Annotated in this window: 19 protein-coding genes; 15 read left to right on the top strand and 4 right to left on the bottom strand. The window is 55.4% G+C overall.

All coding sequences use genetic code 11. From position 1 onward, the window contains the following. Positions 1–187: 187 nt before the first annotated feature. The 12 genes from asd (at position 188) to ACT3UM_RS13570 (ending at position 13822) form a co-directional block, all read left to right on the top strand. On the top strand, positions 188–1300 hold the full coding sequence (asd, locus tag ACT3UM_RS13625; RefSeq protein WP_498899584.1) for an aspartate-semialdehyde dehydrogenase: 1113 nt from the start codon (positions 188–190) through the stop codon (positions 1298–1300). A gap of 180 nt (positions 1301–1480) precedes the next feature. Continuing rightward, a complete protein-coding gene (locus tag ACT3UM_RS13620; protein WP_498899582.1) occupies positions 1481–3508 on the top strand; it encodes a type IV pilus assembly protein FimV in 2028 nt (675 codons plus the stop codon). 9 nt (positions 3509–3517) lie between these two features. After that, the gene (gene truA / locus ACT3UM_RS13615; protein ID WP_498899580.1) at positions 3518–4456 is read left to right on the top strand and encodes a tRNA pseudouridine(38-40) synthase TruA; all 939 of its coding nucleotides are present in this window, start codon (positions 3518–3520) and stop codon (positions 4454–4456) included. Beyond that, entirely contained in the window at positions 4453–5091 is a 639-nt protein-coding gene (locus tag ACT3UM_RS13610; RefSeq protein ID WP_498899578.1) for a phosphoribosylanthranilate isomerase, read from the top strand. The genes truA and ACT3UM_RS13610 overlap by 4 nt, the downstream gene beginning before the upstream one ends. Before the next feature lie 147 nt (positions 5092–5238). Further along, on the top strand, positions 5239–6426 hold the full coding sequence (gene trpB / locus ACT3UM_RS13605; protein ID WP_171051224.1) for a tryptophan synthase subunit beta: 1188 nt from the start codon (positions 5239–5241) through the stop codon (positions 6424–6426). A gap of 23 nt (positions 6427–6449) precedes the next feature. Then, positions 6450–7253, top strand: a complete 804-nt coding sequence (gene trpA, locus ACT3UM_RS13600; protein ID WP_035579702.1) for a tryptophan synthase subunit alpha — start codon at positions 6450–6452, stop codon at positions 7251–7253. A gap of 94 nt (positions 7254–7347) precedes the next feature. Continuing rightward, positions 7348–8367 carry an acetyl-CoA carboxylase, carboxyltransferase subunit beta gene (gene accD, locus ACT3UM_RS13595; protein WP_498899576.1) on the top strand — a complete coding sequence of 340 codons (1020 nt, stop codon included), beginning with the start codon at positions 7348–7350 and terminating at the stop codon, positions 8365–8367. After that, positions 8360–9718 (top strand): bifunctional tetrahydrofolate synthase/dihydrofolate synthase, encoded by a 1359-nt coding sequence (gene folC, locus ACT3UM_RS13590; RefSeq protein WP_498899574.1) that lies wholly within the window; start codon positions 8360–8362, stop codon positions 9716–9718. The genes accD and folC overlap by 8 nt, the downstream gene beginning before the upstream one ends. After that, entirely contained in the window at positions 9705–10418 is a 714-nt protein-coding gene (locus ACT3UM_RS13585) for an SPOR domain-containing protein (protein WP_498899572.1), read from the top strand. The genes folC and ACT3UM_RS13585 overlap by 14 nt, the downstream gene beginning before the upstream one ends. Positions 10419–10421: 3 nt before the next feature. Next, positions 10422–10997, top strand: a complete 576-nt coding sequence (locus ACT3UM_RS13580) for a CvpA family protein (protein ID WP_498899570.1) — start codon at positions 10422–10424, stop codon at positions 10995–10997. A gap of 80 nt (positions 10998–11077) precedes the next feature. Continuing rightward, the gene (gene purF / locus ACT3UM_RS13575; protein ID WP_141441012.1) at positions 11078–12598 is read left to right on the top strand and encodes an amidophosphoribosyltransferase; all 1521 of its coding nucleotides are present in this window, start codon (positions 11078–11080) and stop codon (positions 12596–12598) included. A 12-nt stretch (positions 12599–12610) separates the two neighbouring features. Beyond that, positions 12611–13822 carry an O-succinylhomoserine sulfhydrylase gene (locus tag ACT3UM_RS13570; RefSeq protein ID WP_498899568.1) on the top strand — a complete coding sequence of 404 codons (1212 nt, stop codon included), beginning with the start codon at positions 12611–12613 and terminating at the stop codon, positions 13820–13822. Positions 13823–13937: 115 nt separating this feature from the next. Here ACT3UM_RS13570 and ACT3UM_RS13565 read toward each other — a convergent pair whose 3' ends face one another. Further along, positions 13938–14216, bottom strand: a complete 279-nt coding sequence (locus ACT3UM_RS13565) for a hypothetical protein (RefSeq protein ID WP_498899566.1) — start codon at positions 14214–14216, stop codon at positions 13938–13940. Between the two features lie 354 nt (positions 14217–14570). Here ACT3UM_RS13565 and ACT3UM_RS13560 point away from each other — a divergent pair, with 354 nt between their 5' ends. The 3 genes from ACT3UM_RS13560 to ACT3UM_RS13550 all read left to right on the top strand — a co-directional run bounded on the left by ACT3UM_RS13560 (position 14571) and on the right by ACT3UM_RS13550 (position 17230). Then, a complete protein-coding gene (locus ACT3UM_RS13560) occupies positions 14571–15137 on the top strand; it encodes a cytochrome b (protein ID WP_498899564.1) in 567 nt (188 codons plus the stop codon). Between the two features lie 79 nt (positions 15138–15216). Continuing rightward, positions 15217–15801, top strand: coding sequence for a YceI family protein (locus ACT3UM_RS13555; protein ID WP_498899562.1), 585 nt, complete (start codon positions 15217–15219; stop codon positions 15799–15801). Positions 15802–15895: 94 nt separating this feature from the next. After that, the gene (locus ACT3UM_RS13550; RefSeq protein WP_498899806.1) at positions 15896–17230 is read left to right on the top strand and encodes an MATE family efflux transporter; all 1335 of its coding nucleotides are present in this window, start codon (positions 15896–15898) and stop codon (positions 17228–17230) included. 51 nt (positions 17231–17281) lie between these two features. On the opposite strand, the gene ACT3UM_RS13545 is transcribed toward ACT3UM_RS13550, so the two are convergent. The 3 genes from ACT3UM_RS13545 to ACT3UM_RS13535 are packed head-to-tail and all read right to left on the bottom strand — an operon-like array spanning position 17282 to position 19745. After that, entirely contained in the window at positions 17282–18472 is a 1191-nt protein-coding gene (locus ACT3UM_RS13545; RefSeq protein WP_498899561.1) for an amino acid aminotransferase, read from the bottom strand. Then, positions 18473–18811, bottom strand: a complete 339-nt coding sequence (locus ACT3UM_RS13540) for a 4a-hydroxytetrahydrobiopterin dehydratase (RefSeq protein ID WP_498899559.1) — start codon at positions 18809–18811, stop codon at positions 18473–18475. It abuts the gene before it with no gap. A gap of 31 nt (positions 18812–18842) precedes the next feature. Continuing rightward, the gene (locus ACT3UM_RS13535; protein ID WP_498899557.1) at positions 18843–19745 is read right to left on the bottom strand and encodes a GGDEF domain-containing protein; all 903 of its coding nucleotides are present in this window, start codon (positions 19743–19745) and stop codon (positions 18843–18845) included. Between the last annotated feature and the right edge of the window lie 79 nt (positions 19746–19824).

Here is a 19824-nt window from a genome sequence, read left to right as displayed (position 1 = left end):
GATGGATGGCGGGAATGCCGTGATTGAATGGACGCATTTCACGGCCATGGCAAATGACCCCCTCTACGCCCTATCCCCGGCGCCCTTGTGTGTTCAACCATTATCATTAACAGATCAGTGCAGCTTCAAAATCACCGTAAAGAAGTGTGTATAATATAAGGACTCATTCTTTGCAGGAGGACTTCATATGTTGAAAGTCGGTTTCGTGGGATGGCGCGGCATGGTGGGCTCAGTGCTTATGCAGCGCATGCAGGACGATGGTGATTTCAAGGGCATTGAGCCAGTGTTCTTCACCACCTCCCAGGTTGGTCAGCCCGGCCCCGATATCGGTGTGGATGTGCCTCCGCTTAAAGACGCCTTTGATATTGAGGCGCTCAAAGCGCTAGATGTCGTCGTGACCTGCCAGGGCGGTGACTACACCAAGCCGGTCTACAAAGATCTACGCAACGCAGGCTGGAAAGGCTACTGGATCGATGCCGCCAGCACCCTGCGCATGGAAGACGAAGCAACTATCGTGCTGGATCCGGTCAACCGCAAGGTGATTGATGACCAGCTAGCCAAGGGCGCCAAAACCTTTGTCGGCGGCAACTGCACTGTCAGCCTAATGTTGATGGGTCTGGGCGGTCTGTTTGAAGCCGATATGATCGAGTGGATGACTTCCATGACCTATCAGGCTGCCTCTGGTTCGGGCGCTAAGCATATGCGTGAGCTGCTCAATCAAATGGGGACACTGCGGGATAGCGTTGGCGAAGAGCTAAAAGATCCCTCCAGCGCGATTTTGGATATCGACCGCAAAGTAACGGCGGCCATGCGCAGTGGCGACTTCCCGACCGATAACTTTGCCGCACCGCTGGCGGGTAGTCTGCTGCCATGGATCGATACCAAGTTAGATAACGGCCAGAGCCGAGAAGAGTGGAAGGGCAGTGTTGAGACCAACAAGATTCTCGGTCTCGACAACAACCCGATTCCTATCGATGGTCTGTGTGTACGTATCGGCGCGATGCGCTCGCATAGTCAGGCGTTTACGATCAAGTTGAAGCATGATGTGCCACTGGATGAGATCGAAGATCGCATCGCCAAGCACAACGAGTGGGTCAAGCTGATTCCTAACGATAAAGATGCCACCATCGCTGGCCTAACGCCTGCGGCTGCCACTGGCACGCTGCAAGTGCCGGTTGGCCGTCTGCGTAAGCTGCAAATGGGGGGTGAGTATCTCTCGGCATTTAGCGTGGGTGACCAGCTGCTGTGGGGTGCCGCAGAGCCGCTCAAGCGGATGCTGAAGATTCTGCGCGAACAGTAATAACTGATTGTTGCACACCAGTCGAAAACGGGAAGCTGTTCGCAGCTTCCCGTTTTTTTTGCAGCCATTCATCACGGTAGTGGGAATAACGGCGCTATTTCGTTAAGTTATGATAAAACAGACGTAATACAATAATCTGGCATCAATAGTTAAAAGTAAGTAGGCGATCAGGGAACATGCATGAAAAAAACACTGACATGGATGACATGGCTCTCGTTGAGTGCAGCGAGTCCTTTTGCGCTGGCCATTGGCTTGGGGCAGGCGAGTGTCAGCTCTTATTTGAATGCGCCGTTAGATGCCTCTATCCCGCTATTGGAAAGCAGTGATTACGCACTAGACAATATTCGTGTAGAGATTGCCGACCCCTCTGATTTCGCCACAGCAGGCCTTGAGTGGACGCCGTTAGCTGCCAGTGTTCGTGCTCAGGTGGTGGAGTATCAGGGGCAGCGTCAGGTGCGCTTAAGTTCTGACCAAGCGATGCAGGAGCCCTGGCTTGATGTGCTGTTGACGGTTGAGTTTCCAGGCGGGCAACAGTTTCGCGATATCACATTACTGTTTGATCCCCAGGGTTATTCTCAACAGGGTCAGTCGCAACAGGGCCTGGCCTCAGCGATTGTCTCTCCAACTGCTGAGGCTAGGCCCGCAGCGCCCGCTCGTGCCCGCGGCGGCGCCACCGGCAATGCCCGCAGCGCTTACATAGGCAGTGGCGATACGTTATGGAGTGTTGCCGAACGTATTAAACACGACGATGTGAGCGTACAGCAGATGATGATCGCGCTGCTGGAGGCCAACCCTGACGTATTTCCTTCAGGCAATATAAATGACATGCGTGCAGGTCAAACGTTAGCAGTGCCTGACGCTGAACGCATTCTGGCGCGCTCTCATGCTGATGCCGACACGGCTATTAAAGCCATGAATGAAGCCTGGCGGGCACGCCGCAATGGCTCGTTGCAGGCAGTGTCGCTATCGGAAGTTGAAGCCGTCCCAGTTGCTGATGCCGCCATAGCGGCCGCCCAAACCCTACAGGCTAATGGTGCTAACCAGCCTGATAGTGCGCTTGCCGCTGGCGGTTCGGAAGCGGTCATGCCGGATGGTTCAGAACCCGACGAGCCGGAAGCGTTAACTCGTGCAGAGCTGACCGAGCAACTGCGCCTAAGCCAAGCGACGCTTCAGCAGGTGCTTGAAGAGCGTGAGTTGATGCGCGCAGAGCTTAACGAACTGCGTGGCGAGGTCGCCTCGCTGACCCAGGCGCTAAGCGAGGCATTGGCGGCTCAAGAGCAGTCCCCAGAACCACTTGCTGCTAATTTGAGTGAGACAGATAGCCCAGGTATAGCAGCCCTTATTGAGCGCTATCAGTGGCCGCTGGCGTTGGCGGCCATTGCACTGCTGGTAGCGCTATTAGTGTGGCTACGTAAGCGCCGGGAAGAGACCTGGGATGACGTCCCGCTTGTTGAGCCAGTGGTAAAGCCAACGGTGTCGCCCGGCGCATCCCCCAAGGCAACGTCCATGCCGGAGGCTGTTCCCGTCACACATCCAGCGCAGCCCAATGATGATGCTGTGAACGAGCCGCGTAATGACAGCGGCCAATCAACCGCGCCTGACAACGAACCAGAGGCACAGGCTGAGGCAGCCGATGCTCCGGCCACCAACGACGAGCTGCCCTTAGATACCGACCAGTGGCTGGTCGACGATCAAGCGCAGACGCCAGTGCCAGATAACACTCTACGCTATGAAAAAAGCCAGGCGTCGGGACTGGCTGAGCAGGGTCGTCAGCGGCGGTTAGGGCTGCATGCCGTTGCCACTGACAGCTCTGAAAGCGTTTCATTGGCGCCACCGCCGAGTACTGCCTCCAGGAGCCAGCTGCTGGCTTCTATCGGGACTGCGTCTGAACCAGCGGCGGCTGCGCAGCCAACCGAGAAGCCATCGGTTGCCGCTGAGGATCCCGGCCATCGCTTTATCGATTACCATCCGCCGATCTTAAATAGCGCTGCAAACAGCTCTTCAAATAGCTTTTCAGACCGTCAGGATGGCCCACGCATTGAGACCCCAATGCAACCCACGGTAGAGTTTACCAGTGAGCCGCATGCAGAACCGGTGCCTACGGCGAAACACCCACGTCGGCCAGTTGAGGAGGAGTGGGAAATTGAAGAGGTAGCATTCAAGCCGCGAGGGCTGGATAATAGCGATCCTTCAAAATCTTCAAAATGATGTGGCTTGATGACGCTGTTCTATCACTTCGATGAGAAAATTCCGCTAACCGGGCGCCTGGCAATGGGTATCGAGTACGACGGTACCCATTACTGCGGCTTTCAGCGCCTTAAGCACGCCGCATCTGTCCAGGCTTCGCTAGAGGCTGCGCTGTCCAAGGTGGCCGATGAGCCTATTCAGGTGCATGCCAGCGGTCGCACTGATTCGGGTGTGCATGCCACACGCCAAATCGTGCATTTTGACCCCACCGCGGGGCGTTCTGAGAAAGCCTGGATTTTTGGTGCCAACACCCAGTTACCTCGCGACATAGCCGTGCGCTGGGTGAAACCAGTGGGCGACGACTTTCATTCCCGCCTGTGCGCCCTGGGGCGGCGCTACCGCTACGTGCTACTGAATCAGATTAGCCGCCCCGTACTGGAGCGGGCCAATGTGACGTGGTGTCGTGACCCGTTAGACGCCGATGCCATGCACAGGGCTGCCCAGGCGCTGGTCGGTGAGCACGATTTTTCAAGCTTCCGTGCGGCAGGTTGTCAATCCAAAACCCCTTGGCGGCATATGCACTTTGTGGACGTAAAGCGCTATGGCCAGCTGGTGATGATTGATATCCAAGGCAATGCGTTTTTGCACCATATGATTCGTAACATCGCCGGGGCACTGGTGAGTGTAGGGCGTGGTGCTCAGAGTGAGACCTATATTGGCGAACTGCTGGCGCTGCAAAACCGCCGCAAAGGCGATGTCACCGCGCCTGCCTGTGGGTTGCATTTTGTCGATTCGGTTTACGATGAGCGCTTTGATCTGCCCAAAGAGCCGCTGGGGCCGCATTTGCTCTCATTTACCGGTGAATGGACCGGGGAGCGCGAGTTGCCTGATACGCCGCGGATAGCTTATCGGCGCAATCGTTCGCTTCGCCATCCGGCTGCTAACCCTGAGCAGGAGGTGTCGTCATGAGTGCTGCTGCGCTAATCCGTACCCGCATCAAGTTCTGCGGCTTTACCCGCGGCGAGGATATTGACCGCGCCGTGGCGCTGGGCGTAGACGCCTTGGGTTTCGTTATGTGGCCGAAAAGTGCCCGCAGCGTGAGTGTTGAGCAACTGGCCGCGTTGTCTGCCCAGGTGCCCGCCTTTGTGACCCGGGTGGGGCTGTTCGTTGACCAGCCCGCTGAGTTCATTGAGCAGTGCTTGCCCTATCTCGATATGCTCCAGTTTCACGGCAATGAAACGCCCGAACAGTGTCAGCGCTTTGCGCTACCCTGGATGAAAGCGCTGCGTATGCGCGATGAGATCGACCTGACTCATGAAGCGCAGCGCTATCATCAGGCCCAAGCGTTGCTGTTAGATGCCTATCGACCGGGAACGCCGGGGGGCACGGGAGAGACCTTTGATTGGTCGAGAATCCCCGCAAATCTTGCAAAACCTGTTATCCTCGCCGGTGGGTTGAGTGCTGATAACATTGCTGACGCTGTGCGTCAGGTAGCGCCTTATGCAGTGGATGTGTCGGGCGGTATTGAAGCCTCCCACGGCTGTAAAGATGCCGACAAGATGGCGTCTTTCGTTCGTTATGTAGCGTTAGCCGACGCTCGTTAGAGTACGCCGCGCAGTGACGTGTACTGAATCTGCTGCGTGATTAGTGAGTTCATTTATTGTTTGCCTGTTCTGGCGATCTTGTGAGGTATCTCTGTGACAGTTTCTGCGACGCCTGCTCCGAAAACTAAATTCAGCGACCTGACCCGAATGCCGGATGCCCGTGGTCATTTTGGCCCCTACGGCGGTCGGTTCGTGTCAGAAACTCTCAGCTTTGCGTTGGAAGAGTTGGAGAAAACCTACTTAAGCCTGCGTGATGACCCCGACTTCCAGGCCGAGTTTGACTACGACCTTGCCCACTACGTGGGGCGCCCCTCACCGCTTTACCACGCCAAGCGCTGGTCGGCGAGTCTTGGCGGTGCGCAGATTTGGTTGAAGCGGGAAGACCTGAATCATACCGGCGCTCACAAGGTCAACAACACCATTGGCCAGGCACTGCTGGCCAAAAAAACCGGCAAGCCGCGGATTATTGCTGAAACTGGGGCGGGCCAGCATGGCGTTGCCTCTGCGACCGTGGCCGCTCGCTTAGGGCTTGAGTGCGACGTCTATATGGGCGCTGAAGACGTCCAGCGCCAGAAGCTAAACGTCTATCGTATGCGCCTGCTGGGTGCTCGGGTGATTCCGGTGGAGTCCGGTACCCGCACGCTTAAAGATGCCATGAACGAGGCGCTGCGTGACTGGGTCACTAACGTTGATAACACCTTCTATATCATCGGTACCGTGGCAGGCCCGCACCCCTATCCACTGCTGGTGCGCGATTTCAATGCGGTGGTGGGGCGTGAAGCGCGCCGCCAGTCGCTAGAGCAGATTGGCCGTCTACCCGATGCGCTGATTGCCTGTGTGGGCGGTGGCTCCAACGCCTTGGGTCTGTTCTACCCCTTTGTGGAAGATGACGACGTGGCCATGTACGGCGTTGAAGCCGGTGGCGATGGCGTGGAAACCGGTCGCCATGCGGCGCCGCTGGCATCCAATGCCCCCCGCGGCGTGCTACACGGTAACCGCACCTACTTAATGTCAGATGAAGCGGGGCAGGTGTCTGATACCCACTCGATTTCGGCCGGCCTGGATTATCCCGGCGTGGGCCCCGAGCACGCGCTGTGGAAAGACGTGGGACGGGTCTCCTATGTGGCGGCTAACGACAAAGAAGTGCTCGAAGCGTTTCGCGAGCTGACCCATATGGAAGGGATCATGCCCGCGCTGGAGTCGGCCCATGCGCTGGCCCATGCCAAGGTGTTGGCGCCTACCATGCGTCCTGACCAGCATATCGTGGTCAACCTTTCCGGGCGTGGCGACAAAGACATCATGACCGTAGCTAAGATTGATGGTATCGAATTTTAAGGTCAGCTTTTTTAAGGGCAAGCATGAACCGTATTGATCAGCGTTTCAGTGAACTTAAACAGCAGGGTCGCAAGGCTCTGATCCCTTACATCACCGCAGGGGACCCAGCACCGCAGTATACCGTAGGCTTTATGCATGCCCTGGTGGAAGCGGGCGCTGATGTGATTGAGCTGGGTGTACCGTTTTCTGATCCCATGGCCGATGGCCCGGTGATTCAAAAAGCCTGTGAACGTGCTTTAAAGCAGGGCACACGGCTGGTTGACCTTATGCAAATGGTCAAAGAGTTTCGCCAAACCGATACCACCACGCCGGTGGTGTTGATGGGGTATTTGAATCCTATTGAGCGGATTGGTTACGAGAACTTTGCCGATCAAGCCGCCAGCGTAGGCGTTGACGGCGTGCTGATAGTGGATATGCCCCCGGAAGAGGCCGAAGAGATTGGGCCGCTGCTGAAATCGCGGCATTTAGCAGCGATTTTTCTCGTTGCGCCTACCACTTCGCACCAGCGTGCCGCTACAATATGCGCCCATGGTGAAGGCTACCTCTACTATGTCTCGCTGAAAGGCGTGACCGGTGCCGCCACCCTGAACGCAGACGATGTAGCCGAGCACCTGGCGCCGCTGCGGGGGATGACCGATTTGCCGCTATGTGTTGGTTTCGGCATCCGCGATGGTGTGACTGCTGCGGAAGTCGCTAAAGTCGCCGATGGTGTGATTGTAGGCAGCGCTTTGGTTAACCGCATTGCTGAAAGTGTCGATGCGCCGGAAACCATTGCAGGCCAGTTGAAAAGTGTATTAGCAGAGATGCGTACGGCGATGGATGCCTAAAGCAGCATGCTTTATCGCCTATACTGAATAGATTAACGACACTCATCAAGCCTGGTTTTGCCGGGCGTTGACGTATAACGGAAGCCTTTTTGATATGAGCTGGTTAGACAAGATCGTACCCTCCATGGGTCGTATCCAGCGTAAAGACCGTCGCGCTAGCGTGCCCGACGGCCTCTGGCGTAAATGTCCCAAGTGCGAAGCGGTTCTCTATCTCCCTGAGCTAGAGAAACATAACAGCGTATGCCCCAAGTGCGATCATCACCTGCGCTTGACGGCACGCAAACGCTTGGACTGGTTCTTGGATAAAGCAGGACGCGAAGAGATCGCTGCTGAAATCGAACCTGTTGATCGATTGAAGTTCCGCGACTCTAAGAAATACAAAGACCGCCTGACCGCGGCGCAAAAAGACACCGGTGAGAAAGATGCGCTGGTCGCTATGCGCGGTGAGTTGGATGGTCTGCCGGTGATTGCCGTTGCCTTTGAGTTTACCTTTATGGGGGGCTCAATGGGGGCGGTGGTCGGCGAGAAATTTATTCGCGCCGCTACCCTGGCGCTGGAAGAGAATATTCCGCTGGTGTGTTTTGCCGCCTCGGGTGGTGCACGCATGCAGGAAGCACTGTTCTCGTTGATGCAGATGGCCAAAACCTCCGCCGCGCTCGAAAAGCTCAAGCAAGCGGGTGTGCCGTACATTTCGGTGCTCACGGATCCCGTCTTTGGCGGCGTTTCAGCCTCGTTGGCCATGCTGGGTGATTTGAATATTGCCGAACCCAATGCCTTGATTGGTTTTGCAGGCCCCAGGGTTATCGAACAAACGGTGCGTGAAACCTTGCCGGAAGGTTTCCAGCGCAGTGAGTTCCTGCTCGAACACGGCACCGTCGATATGATCGTCCATCGCCATGAAATGCGTGCTCGCGTGGGCAGTGTGCTGCGTAAGCTAACGCACCACGATGCGACCCCGGTGAGTTCGATAACCCCTGATGATGCTGACGTTGTTGAGCCGATCGTCGAGGAAGCTACCTTAGCGGATACTGCTAACGTCACTTTTGAAAAGGTCGATGCGACCAAGCAGGATACCACTTCCGCTAAGAGTGATGATCATTCACGCAATGCCTGACTCTCTAGAACCACACGCTCTACAGCCATATTCTTTGCAGCCATACTCTTTACAACAGTGGCTTGAGCATTTAGAAACCCTGCACCCGGTGGGGATTGATCTGGGCCTGGAGCGGGTCTCTGAGGTGGCAAATCGCATGGGGCTGCTTGCAAGCCCCATTGCCCCTCGCGTTATTACGGTAGCAGGCACCAATGGCAAGGGCTCAACCCTTGCCATGATTGATAGCGTTGCCCGTGCCCATGGTTGGCGTGTGGGTACCTATACTTCCCCCCATTTATTGCGCTACAACGAACGCGTTAAAATCGACGGTCAGGAAGCCGACGACCAACTGCTTGTGCAGGGGTTTGAGCAGGTGGAGCGTGCGCGCTTGCAGGATAGTGAAATCAGCCTCACCTATTTTGAAGCGGGTACGCTGTGTGGTCTGTGGTGCCTGGTCAATGCAGAGCTTGATCTTGCGGTACTGGAAGTCGGGCTGGGTGGGCGCCTAGATGCGGTTAATATTGTTGATGCGGATGTGGCTATCGTCACCACCATCGCTCAGGATCACGCTAACTTTTTGGGCACCGACTTAGCCCAGATAGGGCGTGAAAAAGCCGGTATTTTTCGGCCCAATCGGCCCGCCGTGTTAGGTAGTCAAACGTTGCCAGAAAGTGTTGCTGAGTGTGCCCAGGCGCTTGCCGCGCCCACGTTTAGTTTGGGCCAGCAATTCACTCATCTGGCGATGGCGGGTGAGCGCTCCCAATGGCACTGGCAGGGGCAGTATCTTGATGGTCAACCCATTGCTATTGAGGAGCTTCCCGATCCTGGGCTGCCTGTCGATAACGCTGCCAGCGCTTTACAGTCGCTTGTGCTTGCCGGGCTTGAGTTAGAAAAATCGCGTGTGCAAGCAGCACTTGGTTCAGTGCAGTTGGCAGGACGGCTGCAATGGGTTGGGCCCTGGTGCCTGGATGTGGGGCATAATCCTCATGCCGCCGAGTATGTCGTTCGCCATTTGCCGTCACCGCCGGAAGGTGGTCGCCAGTGGGGACTTATCGGCATGTTGAATGATAAGGATATTGACGGTGTCATACAGGCATTAGCGACCCGCATTAATGATTGGGTGTGCGTGTCGCTTGGTGGCGAGCGAGGTTGCCAGGCAAGCGAGTTGTCGCAACGTATTATCGCTCAGGGAGGGCGGGTGCATTTTAGCGCCGATTCGCCGCAAGTAGGCGTCGATTGGCTAGCGCAAATGTTAACGCCCAATGATCGTGTCTTGGCCACCGGGTCGTTCTTTACAGTAGCGGCACTGTTAGCTCGGCCACTGCCAACAGGCGCTGCGCCGCTTGATGGAGACGGAAATGAAATACGGTAAAACGGAACGCATTAGCGGCATTGTGATTCTACTCGCGTTACTGGCGATCTTTGTGCCGTGGCTAATGAGTGATCCCGCTCCGAGGGAAGAGCGCCCCCAGCCGAGCTTTGTGATTGAACAGCCGGTTGAAGTGGAGCGCCGTGACGTGCCCGCGCCAGAAAGGCCTTCAACCATTGGTGAATCGTCGCTATCGTCGACCTCTCAAGGAGAGAGTGACGAGGGCGATATCCCTATTGACGCCAATCCGCGGCTGCCGGAAACCGATCAAATCGCGGCTTCCAATCAGTCTTCCCGCCCAGAATCGGCGGCCAACAGTGAAGCGGATGAAACCCCGGCAACCCCTAATAGCGACCCTATCGCTGATTTAATCGCCAGCAATAGCGGCAGTGGTCAAAGCAGCGCTGGAGGCGCTTCACAAAGTTCATCGCAAAGCTCGTCATCTAGCGCACCGAGCCCCTCATCCAGCGCTCAGGGAGAGTGGGCAGTGCAGGTTGGCAGTTTTGGTGAACCTGGTAATGCACAGCGCCTTAGCGAACAGCTTTCTGAAGAGGGTTTTACTGTTTATCAGCGTGAGCGCGATAACAATATGACCACCGTCTTTGTGGGCCCTTATGCCACCTCGGAAGAGGGCGAGTCCGCCATGTCCTCGATTAAAGAGCGCGCTAATGTGCAGGGCCTGCTTGTTCGGGTAAGAGACTAACCCATGGCGTTAACCTGGATTGATGCGCTGTTCTTGGCCGTGCTGGCGCTGTCGATGCTGGCAGGCTTCGTCAGGGGGTTTGTTCGCGAAGCGTTGGGGCTGGCCGCTTGGGTGGTAGCGTTAATGGTTGCCCGAGTGCTCGCCGAGCCGGTGGCCGAACTGATGAGCGGTTTTATCGATAGCTTTGATGCCCGCTTAGTACTCGCCTTTATATTGGTGATCTTTGCCGTTATTTTGCTTTGCGGCATCGTGATTCGCTTGGTGCATGCCGCGATAGAGTGGGTGGGCATGGGGCTTTTGAACCGCGTGGCGGGGGCCGCCTTTGGCGTTGCCCGCGGGGCGGTTATTTTGCTTATCGCTACGGTGCTGATTACCCTTACGCCGCTGGCGGAGCTGCAGGCGTGGCAGCAAGCCGAGCTGCGCCCGACCTTTATTCAACTGCGCGACTGGGCGGTGAGCCAGTTAGACCAGTGGGATCGCGAGCTGCCTGAGGCGCCAACGTCGCTGCGCGACATCTCTCTACCCGAGCTGCGCATGCCAGGTGCGGCAGAGCGAGAAGTTATCCCAACAGGTGATTGACCTGTAACTGAAGTTGATTCTACCAACGTTCGGGCTTGCTTAGGTATAGGCAAGCCATGGCATTAAGCGAGGTAACGTGAATGTGCGGTATAGTGGGCCTTCTGGGCAAGCAAGCGGTAAATCAGGGAATCTACGATGCCCTGACCGTACTTCAGCATCGTGGCCAGGACGCTGCCGGCATGATGACATGGAGCGAGGGACGCTTCCTACTGCGCAAGAGTAACGGCTTGGTACGTGATGTCTTTCACACCCGCCATATGGCCCGCCTAAAAGGTAATCTAGGCATCGGTCACGTGCGTTACCCGACGGCCGGCTCTTCTAGCGAAGCCGAGTCGCAGCCGTTCTATGTTAACTCTCCTTACGGTATTGCGCTGGCGCACAACGGTAACCTGACCAACTCAGAGCAGTTGAAGCAGGAGCTGTTCTCCACCGATCTGCGCCATATCAATACCAGCTCCGATTCCGAAGTGCTGCTCAACGTATTTGCCCACGAGCTGGGTAAGCAGGGATTGCACCTGGAAGCGGAAGATATTTTTGACGCAGTGCGTCGTGTTCACCGTCGCTGTAAAGGTGGCTATGCCGCCGTGGCGATTATTAACGGCTTCGGTATGGTGGCGTTCCGCGATCCCTTCGGCATTCGCCCGGTAGTGTTTGGTACCCGCGAAGAGGAGAACGGTCAGGCGGTCATGATTGCCTCTGAATCCGTTGCCTTGGATGTCGGTGGCTTTGAGCTGGAGCGTGATCTATCACCCGGTGAAGCTATTTTTGTTGATATTGAGGGCAATATTCATACTCAGGTATGCGCTGACCGCCCGCAGCTTCGCTCGTGCATTTTTGAGCACGTCTATCTAGCTCGCCCTGATTCGCTGCTGGACGGTGCCTATGTTTACGGTACTCGCATGCAAATGGGCCGTAAGCTGGGTGACCGCATTCTTAACGAGTGGCCGGACCACGATATTGATGTGGTGATTCCAATTCCCGATACCTCGCGCACCTCCGCGCTTGAAATGGCGCAGCACCTGGGGGTGACCTACCGCGAAGGTTTCATGAAGAATCGTTACATTGGCCGTACCTTTATTATGCCGGGGCAGACCCAGCGTAAAAAATCGGTTCGCCAGAAACTCAATGCCATCGACGTTGAGTTTAAAGGCAAAAACGTCCTGCTAGTGGATGACTCCATAGTGCGGGGCACCACCTGTAAGCAGATTATCCAAATGGCCCGCGATGCCGGGGCGCGTAAAGTGTATTTTGCCTCGGCGGCGCCGCCGGTGCGTTTCCCCAATGTGTATGGCATCGATATGCCTGCGGCCTCTGAGTTGATTGCTCATGGCCGTAGCGAAGAGGAAGTGGGTGATTTAATCGGCGCTGATCGCATCTTCTATCAAAACCTGGAAGATCTAAAAGCGGCCTGTCGTGAAGTGAACCCAGAGATGGAAGAGTTTGATTGCTCGGTGTTTGACGGTAACTACGTGACCGGTGATATCGACGACGCCTACCTGGCTGCCTTGGAAGCTAGCCGCAATGATTCCGCCAAGGATCAAAGCGCCGGTGACCATGCCCTGGTCGATATGCACAATCAGGACGATGACCTGGACGATTAGGAGAGACGCCTTATGCATGATGACAATCACCAGGAAGACGGTCAACAGGACGAGTGGTCACTAGAGACGCTGGCGATCCGCGCGGGCCATCAGCGCACCTTCGAGCAGGAGCACTCGGAGCCTATTTTTCCGACCTCAAGCTTTGTTTACGAAAGCGCTGCCGAGGCGGCGCGTAAATTTGGTGGCCAAGAGCCAGGCAACGTTTACTCGCGCTTTACCAACCCAACGGTGCATACCTTTGAGCGCCGCCTAGCGGCCCTTGAAGGTGGTGAGCGCTGCGTGGCTACCAGCTCGGGCATGTCGGCTATTCTCTCCACCGCGCTGGCGCTGCTTTCAGCGGGAGATGAGATTGTCGCTTCCCGGTCGCTGTTTGGCTCTACGGTGAGCCTGTTCGATAAGTACCTAGGCAAGTTTGGTATTACCACACGCTACGTGGAGCTTTCCAGCATGTCTGCCTGGGAAGCGGCGATTACCCCTAAAACGCGGCTACTGTTTGCTGAAACGCCCTCAAATCCACGCTCGGAAATTGCCGATATTGCGGCCCTGGCCGCGTTGGCAAAGCGTCATAATGTGCTATTGGCCATCGATAACTGCTTTCTGACGCCGGCACTTCAGCAGCCGCTAGCGTTAGGCGCTGATTTGGTTATTCACTCGGCGACCAAGTATCTGGACGGTCAAGGCCGCGCCATTGGTGGCGCCGTGGTAGGTAGCCATGCGCTGCTTGAAGAGGTGTTCGGTGTGGTGCGCACCTGCGGGCCTTGCCTTAGCCCCTTCAACGCCTGGATTTTTACCAAGGGACTGGAAACCCTGTCGCTACGCATGAATGCTCATTGTGAAAATGCCTTAACCCTGGCGCGCTGGCTCGATGCTCACCCGGCGGTTAAGCAAGTGTTTTACAGCGGACTGGAAGATCATCCGCAGCACGCCTTGGCTAAACAGCAGCAAAAGGGCTTCGGTGCCGTATTGGGCTTTGAAGTGAAGGGCGGCCAGGAGGGCGCGTGGCAGGTCATCGATGCGACCCGTATGGTGTCTATCACGGGTAACTTAGGTGATGTTAAAACCACCATTACCCATCCTGCGACGACGACCCATGGCCGTTTATCGGATATGCAGAAAGAAGCGGCGGGTATTGCGCCAGGGCTTATTCGCGTGGCGGTAGGCCTTGAGAGCCAGCACGATATCCAGCGTGATCTTGCCCGTGGGCTGGATGTTCTGGCTAGCTAGTGGGTGTTAAGCAATTCAGCGCAGAAACGAAAACCCACCTTTATGAAGGTGGGTTTTTCGCACTTTTGAAACCTAATGGGTTATATGCTTTGCAAGTAAAGCACCATTATTTGTTTCAAGAAGCGTTGCGGTGGGGCAGATCTGACAGCGCAATCTGGTCTTCACTATCGGAAGAGCGATTGGCGTGAGAGCTCGGAGCAGCAACGCTGTTTTTCGCTGCATCGCCGTTAACTAAAGGCAAATCAGCCGGCGTCATGTACAAGCTGTCCGTGCTGTGATTCGCTGAAGAGCCAGGGTGAGCAATCTGGTTTAGTTCGCCAGAGCCTTGTTCAGCTAGAACGACAGTAGAAGTTAATGTCATGGCAATAGCGGTGATAAGGGTAATTTTTTTCATGATTGGCGCTCTCTAGTAGAAAATTTGTGTGCAGCTTTTGAAATCGCTGCACAATGTCTCTTAGGACATGCGCTAATAGTAAGCGCGCAAATAAAATGATAAAATTGATTAAATTTGCTAAATATATTCGATTTTATAGAATGAATTATCGTTTCCCTTATTCAGCAGGGCGCTGCGTAAAAATCGTTAGCTGGTTATTCAATGGTTTTTACGAATGAAAGATTCTGCTTTTTTCAGAGGTTTTCAGCAGCTTCTAGCGGTAAGGTTCTCGTCGTGGGTGAATAGCGTAATCCAAGTTCTGATAGACGCGTTGGCGAAGTTGAAGTAGCCACAGATAAAATGAGGAATAGCACAATGTGGCGGAACAGTCGCAGTGGATGGGGATTGATCAGTATTCTATTTCACTGGCTAAGCGCGCTGACCATTATTGGCTTGTTTGCGTTAGGCTGGTGGATGACCGATCTGGGCTACTATGACCCTTGGTATAACCAGGGGCCTTGGGTGCACCGCTCAATTGGTATTTTGCTACTGTTTGCTACGATAGCGCGTTTGGTATGGCGCTTCGCCCAGCCGACACCCCGTGCAGAGGGTCGCCGTTTAGAAATTATTGCCGCTCATCTCGGTCATATTGCCCTTTATGTGCTTGTATTAGGGGTCATGGTAAGCGGTTACTTGATCTCTACCGCCGATGGCCGTGGCATCAGTGTATTTGGTTGGTTTGAGGTGCCTGCGCTGTTATATGACCTGCCCAATCAAGCAAGTTTGGCAGGTGTAATCCATTGGTACAGTGCTTTGGCGCTAATGATATTAGCCGCTGGACATGCGCTCGCAGCGCTTAAGCACCATTGGTTAGACAAGCACACAACGCTGGTGCGTATGCTTACTCCAGCCTATAGCTCGCACAATGAGCCAAAGTATTAAGATACCTACGTTTTGACCGCCGTGAAGGCTATATCTGCCTGTCACGGTGTTTATTAAGTAACCCAAGGAGTTGTTCACCATGTTAAAGAAGACAGCATTTGCCTCTGCGATTGCCGCTGCGGCGCTGGTACCATTGAGCCAGGCCCAGGCAGCTGATTATCAAATCGATACCGAAGGCCAGCACGCCTTTGTTCAATTTAAAATTTCTCACCTGGGCTTCTCTTACATTCTGGGCAGCTTTGAAGAGTTTGAGGGTCAGTTTGCTTACGATCCTGAAGATCTCGATGCCTCCTCTGCCGAAATTGAAGTGCAGGTTGATAGCCTGACCAGCAACCACGCTGAGCGTGATCGCCACATTCTGAGCGGCGACTTTCTCAACGCCAGCGAATTCCCGACTGCCACGTTCACTTCAACAGGCTTTGAGTCAACGGGCGACAGTGAAGGTGTGCTGTCCGGTGACCTAACCCTGCACGGCGAAACCCAAGAGATTGAAATGCCGGTTACGCTGATGGGTGAAGGCGATGACCCTTGGGGCAACTACCGCGCTGGCTTTGAAGGCAGCACCACGCTGACCCTGGGCGATTATGGCATCGATATGAGCGATTTCCCTGAGTCCATGCATGAGCTTGAGCTATACGTGACGTTTGAAGGCATTCGTCAGTAAAGCGTCGTTTTAATTAAACGCCATCACCCTGGGAGGGGTGGTGGCGTTTTTTGCGTTAAAGGCGAATAAAAGGAGATTAGGCTTGGCAATTGATATGCAGCAACGCGAGTTGGCGATAACCCTATGGCGCCAAACCTGGCCAATGGCCATTGGGGTGTTGGCGTTATTGGGTTTTCAACTTGTTGATAGTGCGTTTATTGCCCGCTTGGGTACCGCGCCCCTCGCCGCGCAGTCGTTCACCTTTCCGCTGTCCTTTCTGATTATCGGCATTCAGGTGGGCATGGGCATTGCCATTGCCGCGCTTATTTCCCGTGCATTAGGCGCAGGAGAAGGGGAGCGCGCTAGGCGCTTAAGCAGTTTGGTGTTAATGGCGGGTGGTGGGGTGATCGGTCTGTTAGCGATCGCTTTGTGGCTATTTCATGTGCCCATTTTTCAACTGCTGGGGGCGGATCAAACCACGCTGTCGTATATCCGTATTTATTGGGGCCCGCAGCTGCTATCGGCTTGGCTGGGAGCGCTGCTCTATTTTAGCTATAGCGTCTTTCGCGCCCACGGCGATACCCGCCTACCGGGCAAAATGATGGTGCTGAGTAGCCTTGTTAACCTGGTGCTCGACCCTCTGCTGATTTTTGGGGTAGGCGATTGGCAGGGCTGGGGGTTGCCTGGTGCTGCTTGGGCAACGGCGATTGCCTTTTCAGTCGGGCTGTTGGTGACCACGCGCAAATTACTCAAACGCCAGTGGGCATCGCAACACGGTTTGTGGCGAGAAGCAAAGCAGTCGTGGCGGCCGTTTAGCGGCATTGCTGCCCCTGCTATGGTCAGCCAACTAATGCCCCCCCTGGCGGCGATGCTGGCTATCTCCGTGGTGGCGGGCCTGGGTGAAAGTGAAGTAGCGGCCTGGGGCTTGGCGAGCCGTTTGGAGACGCTTTCGCTAATGGTTATTCTGGCCATGACCATGTCGCTGCCACCGTGGTTAGGGCGCTGCTACGGCGCCGGTGATTGGGGGCAGATACAGCAGCTTATGCGCTTGGCGGTTAAGGTCGCGCTAGTGTGGCAGCTAAGTCTTGGCGTGTTATTGGCACTGGGAGCCCCCTGGCTGGCCATGGCGTTAGCGGGCAACCCTGATGTGCAAAGCGAGCTAACGCTACTGATTCGCTTTCTATTGCCCAGCTATGCTGCGCTGGGGGTCTGCATGCTGGTGGTCTCGGCGGGCAATGCGCTAGGTTGGCCGCTGCGAGCGATGCTGTTATCCAGTGCTCGGCTGTTTATTTGCTATTTGCCCTGTTTATGGCTGGGCTCGCAGTTGTACGGCTGGTGGGGTCTTGCGGCAGGCGCCGCCGTAGGTAACCTGCTGGCGGGCTTGATGGCGTGGCAAGTCATGCGGCGTATTCTGTCCCGCCCGCATCGGCAGGCGGGGTTCGTCAATTAAAACGCCCAGGAGTTTCCCCCCGGGCGTTTGAGTGCGGTAATGCTTGGGTAGCTAGTCGTTGACAGCGGCGATCGCTTTGGCCAAGTAGGGTAAGTTCTCGTGCGAGAAGCCCGCGACGTTGGCACGACCTGAGCGAACCATGTAGATGCCAAACTCATCGCGCAGGCGGTCTACCTGTTCCGGCGTTAAGCCGGTGTAGGAGAACATACCACGCTGCTCTGCCACGCAGGCGTATTTTTCATCCAGCCCATAGGGCTTGAGAGCTTCTACGAAGTCGCGACGCAGGGTGTTAATACGGTCACGCATTTCGGTGAGCTCTTCACGCCATAGCGCAGTCAGCTCGGCGTCGTGGAGAATTTCGCTGACGATAGAGCCACCATGCGCAGGCGGGTTTGAATAGTTTTCCCGGGCAACGATGGCGACCTGCGAGCGAATGTTGTCCATCTGCTCGCTGTCTTTTGCCACCATGATCAAGCAGCCGGTACGCTCACAATAAATACCGAAGTTCTTTGAGCAGGAACTGGTGATGATGGCTTCGTCGAGGTTTTCCGCCAATAGGCGTACGCCGTAAGCGTCCTCATCCAGGCCTTCGCCAAAGCCCTGATAGGCAAAGTCGATCAACGGCAGTAGCTTGCGTTCACGGACAATTTCTAGCACTTCCTGCCACTGGGCGTGGGAAAGATCAAACCCGGTCGGGTTGTGGCAGCAGGCGTGGAGTACCACTACATCGCCTTCTGGGATGCTTTTCAGCGCTGCGCGCATGCCGTCAAAATCGAGACGGTTATCAGGATCAACGTAAGGGTACTTATGTAGCTCAATACCCGCCGCGGTAAAAATACCGTGGTGGTTGGGCCAGGTTGGGTCGCTTACCCAGATACCTTTGCCCGGCAGCTGTGAAGAGATGAAGTCAGCTGCTAAACGCAGGGCGCCGGTGCCGCCAGGCGACTGGGTAGCGCTGGCACGGTTAGCTTTCAGTACCGGTGACTCAGCGCCAAACACCATGGGAAGCACGACTTCACCATAGCTGGGGGCGCCGTGAGAACCAATATAGGTTTTCGTCGTTTCATTCTTGAGCAGGCGAGCTTCTGCTTCCTTAACGGCGCGCATTACCGGCGTATTGCCTTGGGTATCGCGGTAAACACCAACACCTAGATCCACTTTTTGCGGATTGGTATCTTTTTTGAAAGCTTCGATCAGCCCGAGAATGGCGTCTCCTGGGACTCGCTCAATATGCTCAAACATTTATTCGGCTACCTCGTCGGTTCTGGCGGCAAGAATGAAGTCATTAAGATGCAGGCCTTTAATAGCGTGAGACCACCACGTGACGGTGGCTTTGCCCCACTCAGTCACGATAACGGGGTGATGGCCAGCCTGCTCGGCAATATCGCCAACGCTTTGGGTAAACGCCAATGCGCTGGCAAAGTCACGGAATTTAAAACTTCGCGACAGCTTCATGATGCCATCGTGTTCGACAATCTGCCACTGGCTGAGGCTTTTTAGCCGCTCTTGGGCTTCATCTTTGCTTAGCGGCTGAGCATCTTGGCTACACGGTTCACAAATAGCGTTGGCTAGCGTAGTCATCGTTTGGCTCCTGCGCTTGGGGATTTCCTTTTTAGCGTAGATGGCAAACGCAGTCGCGACCAACGTCTTTGGCGCTATACAGCGCTTGGTCTGCGCGTTCGATCAAACTGGTGAGAGGCTCACCGCAGCGGTACTCGGCAACGCCTATGCTCAGCGTTACCTGTCCTGATCCCATGCCGAAGTCGCGTACACTAATGGCCTGGCGTAAGCGGTCGGCGAGTGTATGGCATTGCTGCAGCGGCGTGAGCGGCAGCACGACCATAAACTCTTCGCCTCCCAGCCGAGCCACCATGTCTTCACAGCGCAGCAGCGACTGGGCATGGGTGGCCAGCTGTTTAAGCACGTCATCGCCATGCAGGTGGCCCCAGCGGTCGTTAAGGCGTTTAAAATGGTCGATGTCGATCATCATGATGGAGAGCGGCGTGCCGTGGCGGGTACTCACCGATGCAACATGGGTTAAGTGCATCATCAGTTTGCGTCGATTGGGCAATTGAGTCAGCGGGTCTGTATCGCATAGCTTACGCAGTCGCTGCTCTTCCGCTACCTGATCGCTAATGTCCATCATGATGCCGTTCCACTGCACGCCATCCTCAACGGGCTTTGGTTTTGCACTAACCGCGATCCAGTGAGGCTTGTCTTTTGGAAACGGTAACCGAAAGCGCGTGGTGAGAGGCAGCATCCAGCGCGCCGAGCGCTCTATCGCGGACATTATCTTGGGATGGTCGCTGCCGGTCAGTTGCTCAACCAGCGGGCTGGCATTTTCTGCGAGCAGATCGCGGTCAATATGTTTGAGAGCCGCGCCGCCGCCCTCTAAATAGGGGAACCGCATGTGACCATTGCGAGCGCGGTGAAACTGGAAGATAACGCCGGGTATGTGGGTAACGAGGTGGTCTGCACAGACTCGCTGGGGTGTGTCTATATCATTCACGGGCATGCGTGAATCTCCAAACATATGCCAATTTAAATTCGATCGTGAAGATTAGCCTTAAATACGTAATCAGGATGTAAGCCAT

This window comes from Halomonas sp. AOP13-D3-9 (assembly GCF_052379125.1).
In the GTDB taxonomy this organism is placed as follows: domain Bacteria; phylum Pseudomonadota; class Gammaproteobacteria; order Pseudomonadales; family Halomonadaceae; genus Vreelandella.
This window is presented reverse-complemented; position numbering and strand designations above follow the sequence as displayed.

What these genes read in the sequence shown, in the direction of transcription:
- asd (WP_498899584.1), top strand. Translation starts at nt 188, where the DNA reads ATGTTGAAAGTCGGTTTCGTGGGATGGCGCGGCATGGTGGGCTCAGTG.
- ACT3UM_RS13620 (WP_498899582.1), top strand. Translation starts at nt 1,481, where the DNA reads ATGAAAAAAACACTGACATGGATGACATGGCTCTCGTTGAGTGCAGCG.
- truA (WP_498899580.1), top strand. Translation starts at nt 3,518, where the DNA reads ATGACGCTGTTCTATCACTTCGATGAGAAAATTCCGCTAACCGGGCGC.
- ACT3UM_RS13610 (WP_498899578.1), top strand. Translation starts at nt 4,453, where the DNA reads ATGAGTGCTGCTGCGCTAATCCGTACCCGCATCAAGTTCTGCGGCTTT.
- trpB (WP_171051224.1), top strand. Translation starts at nt 5,239, where the DNA reads ATGCCGGATGCCCGTGGTCATTTTGGCCCCTACGGCGGTCGGTTCGTG.
- trpA (WP_035579702.1), top strand. Translation starts at nt 6,450, where the DNA reads ATGAACCGTATTGATCAGCGTTTCAGTGAACTTAAACAGCAGGGTCGC.
- accD (WP_498899576.1), top strand. Translation starts at nt 7,348, where the DNA reads ATGAGCTGGTTAGACAAGATCGTACCCTCCATGGGTCGTATCCAGCGT.
- folC (WP_498899574.1), top strand. Translation starts at nt 8,360, where the DNA reads ATGCCTGACTCTCTAGAACCACACGCTCTACAGCCATATTCTTTGCAG.
- ACT3UM_RS13585 (WP_498899572.1), top strand. Translation starts at nt 9,705, where the DNA reads ATGAAATACGGTAAAACGGAACGCATTAGCGGCATTGTGATTCTACTC.
- ACT3UM_RS13580 (WP_498899570.1), top strand. Translation starts at nt 10,422, where the DNA reads ATGGCGTTAACCTGGATTGATGCGCTGTTCTTGGCCGTGCTGGCGCTG.
- purF (WP_141441012.1), top strand. Translation starts at nt 11,078, where the DNA reads ATGTGCGGTATAGTGGGCCTTCTGGGCAAGCAAGCGGTAAATCAGGGA.
- ACT3UM_RS13570 (WP_498899568.1), top strand. Translation starts at nt 12,611, where the DNA reads ATGCATGATGACAATCACCAGGAAGACGGTCAACAGGACGAGTGGTCA.
- ACT3UM_RS13565 (WP_498899566.1), bottom strand. Translation starts at nt 14,216, where the DNA reads ATGAAAAAAATTACCCTTATCACCGCTATTGCCATGACATTAACTTCT.
- ACT3UM_RS13560 (WP_498899564.1), top strand. Translation starts at nt 14,571, where the DNA reads ATGTGGCGGAACAGTCGCAGTGGATGGGGATTGATCAGTATTCTATTT.
- ACT3UM_RS13555 (WP_498899562.1), top strand. Translation starts at nt 15,217, where the DNA reads ATGTTAAAGAAGACAGCATTTGCCTCTGCGATTGCCGCTGCGGCGCTG.
- ACT3UM_RS13550 (WP_498899806.1), top strand. Translation starts at nt 15,896, where the DNA reads ATGCAGCAACGCGAGTTGGCGATAACCCTATGGCGCCAAACCTGGCCA.
- ACT3UM_RS13545 (WP_498899561.1), bottom strand. Translation starts at nt 18,472, where the DNA reads ATGTTTGAGCATATTGAGCGAGTCCCAGGAGACGCCATTCTCGGGCTG.
- ACT3UM_RS13540 (WP_498899559.1), bottom strand. Translation starts at nt 18,811, where the DNA reads ATGACTACGCTAGCCAACGCTATTTGTGAACCGTGTAGCCAAGATGCT.
- ACT3UM_RS13535 (WP_498899557.1), bottom strand. Translation starts at nt 19,745, where the DNA reads ATGCCCGTGAATGATATAGACACACCCCAGCGAGTCTGTGCAGACCAC.